The sequence below is a fragment of the Dethiosulfovibrio russensis genome (assembly GCF_021568855.1).
Classification (GTDB): Bacteria; Synergistota; Synergistia; order Synergistales; family Dethiosulfovibrionaceae; genus Dethiosulfovibrio; species Dethiosulfovibrio russensis.
The window spans coordinates 1-1,047 of record NZ_JAKGUG010000026.1 but is presented as its reverse complement, the minus strand read 5'-3'; the positions used below and the strand labels follow the sequence as shown (position 1 = coordinate 1,047).

At 60.2% G+C, this 1,047-nt stretch carries 1 protein-coding gene; it reads right to left on the bottom strand.

Annotated features, from left to right (window positions below; translation table 11 throughout):
• Positions 1–6: 6 nt before the first annotated feature.
• Positions 7–1,047 (bottom strand): aminotransferase class I/II-fold pyridoxal phosphate-dependent enzyme (locus tag L2W48_RS12855; RefSeq protein WP_236100487.1); only part of this gene is annotated, 1,041 nt, incomplete at its 5' end.

Below are 1,047 nucleotides of genomic sequence, written 5' to 3'. Positions count from 1 at the left end.
CCTCCTCTACCTCTTATCCCTGTACTCCCTGAGGATATCCAGAACAGCGTCTATGTCCGAGGCCGTGTGGTCGCCGGAGATCTGGAACCGTATCTCCTCGTCTCCCTTGGGAACCACAGGGTAGTTCAGCCCCGTGGCAAGGACGCCTTTCTCCAGCAGGTAGGAGACTATCCTGGAGGTTTCCTCGGTGTCTCGGACCATCAGGGGAACAACAGGATGGTCTCCGGGAATCACCTCGTAGCCCAGGTCGGTCAGCCCTTTCTCGAACCGTCCGGTCATGTCCCTCAGGTGTTTCAGTATGGCCCTTCCCTCGGGGCCGTCCAGTATCTCCAGGGCCTTGACCGTGGCGGCCGCCTCTCCGGCGGAGATGGGGTTCGAGTAGATGTACATGGGGGCGTGTTCCCTCAGGTAGGTCACTACGGCTTCGCTGGATACGACGTAGCCGCCGTTGACGCCGTAGGCTTTGCCCAGGGTTCCCACCAGGACGTCGGCCCGACCTCCCGTGTATTCCTCTGTTCCCCTGCCTGTCTCTCCGAAGGCCCCCACTCCGTGGGAGTCGTCCACCACCAGTATGGCGTTCTCGGGGAAGAGATGGTCGTGTTTCCTGACCACTGCCTCTATCTCCTTAAGAGGGGCGTGGTCTCCTCTCATGCTGAAGATGCCGTCCGTGACGACTATGAGGCGCCGGGCTCCCTGGGCTTCCAGGATCCGCCTCTCCAGCTCTGCCACGTCGTTGTGGCCGTAGACCGATTTGCTTATGGGACGGGAGAGCCTTATGGCGTTTATTATGCAGTTGTGGTTGAGCTCGTCGCTTATGACCGCCGTTTCCTTGGTTATAAGGGAGGTGAGCACCCCGTTTACCGTCATGTAGGCCGAGCTGAAGGCCATGGCTTCCTCTCTGCCGTGGAAGGCGGCCAGCTTTTTCTCAAGGTCTCTGTGAGGCCTGAAGGTTCCGCTTATGAACCGGACCGCTCCGGGGCCGACTCCGTATCTGGTGGCTCCCTCTTCCTCCGCCTCTCTGAGGTCTTCCCTCAGGGTAAGTCCCAG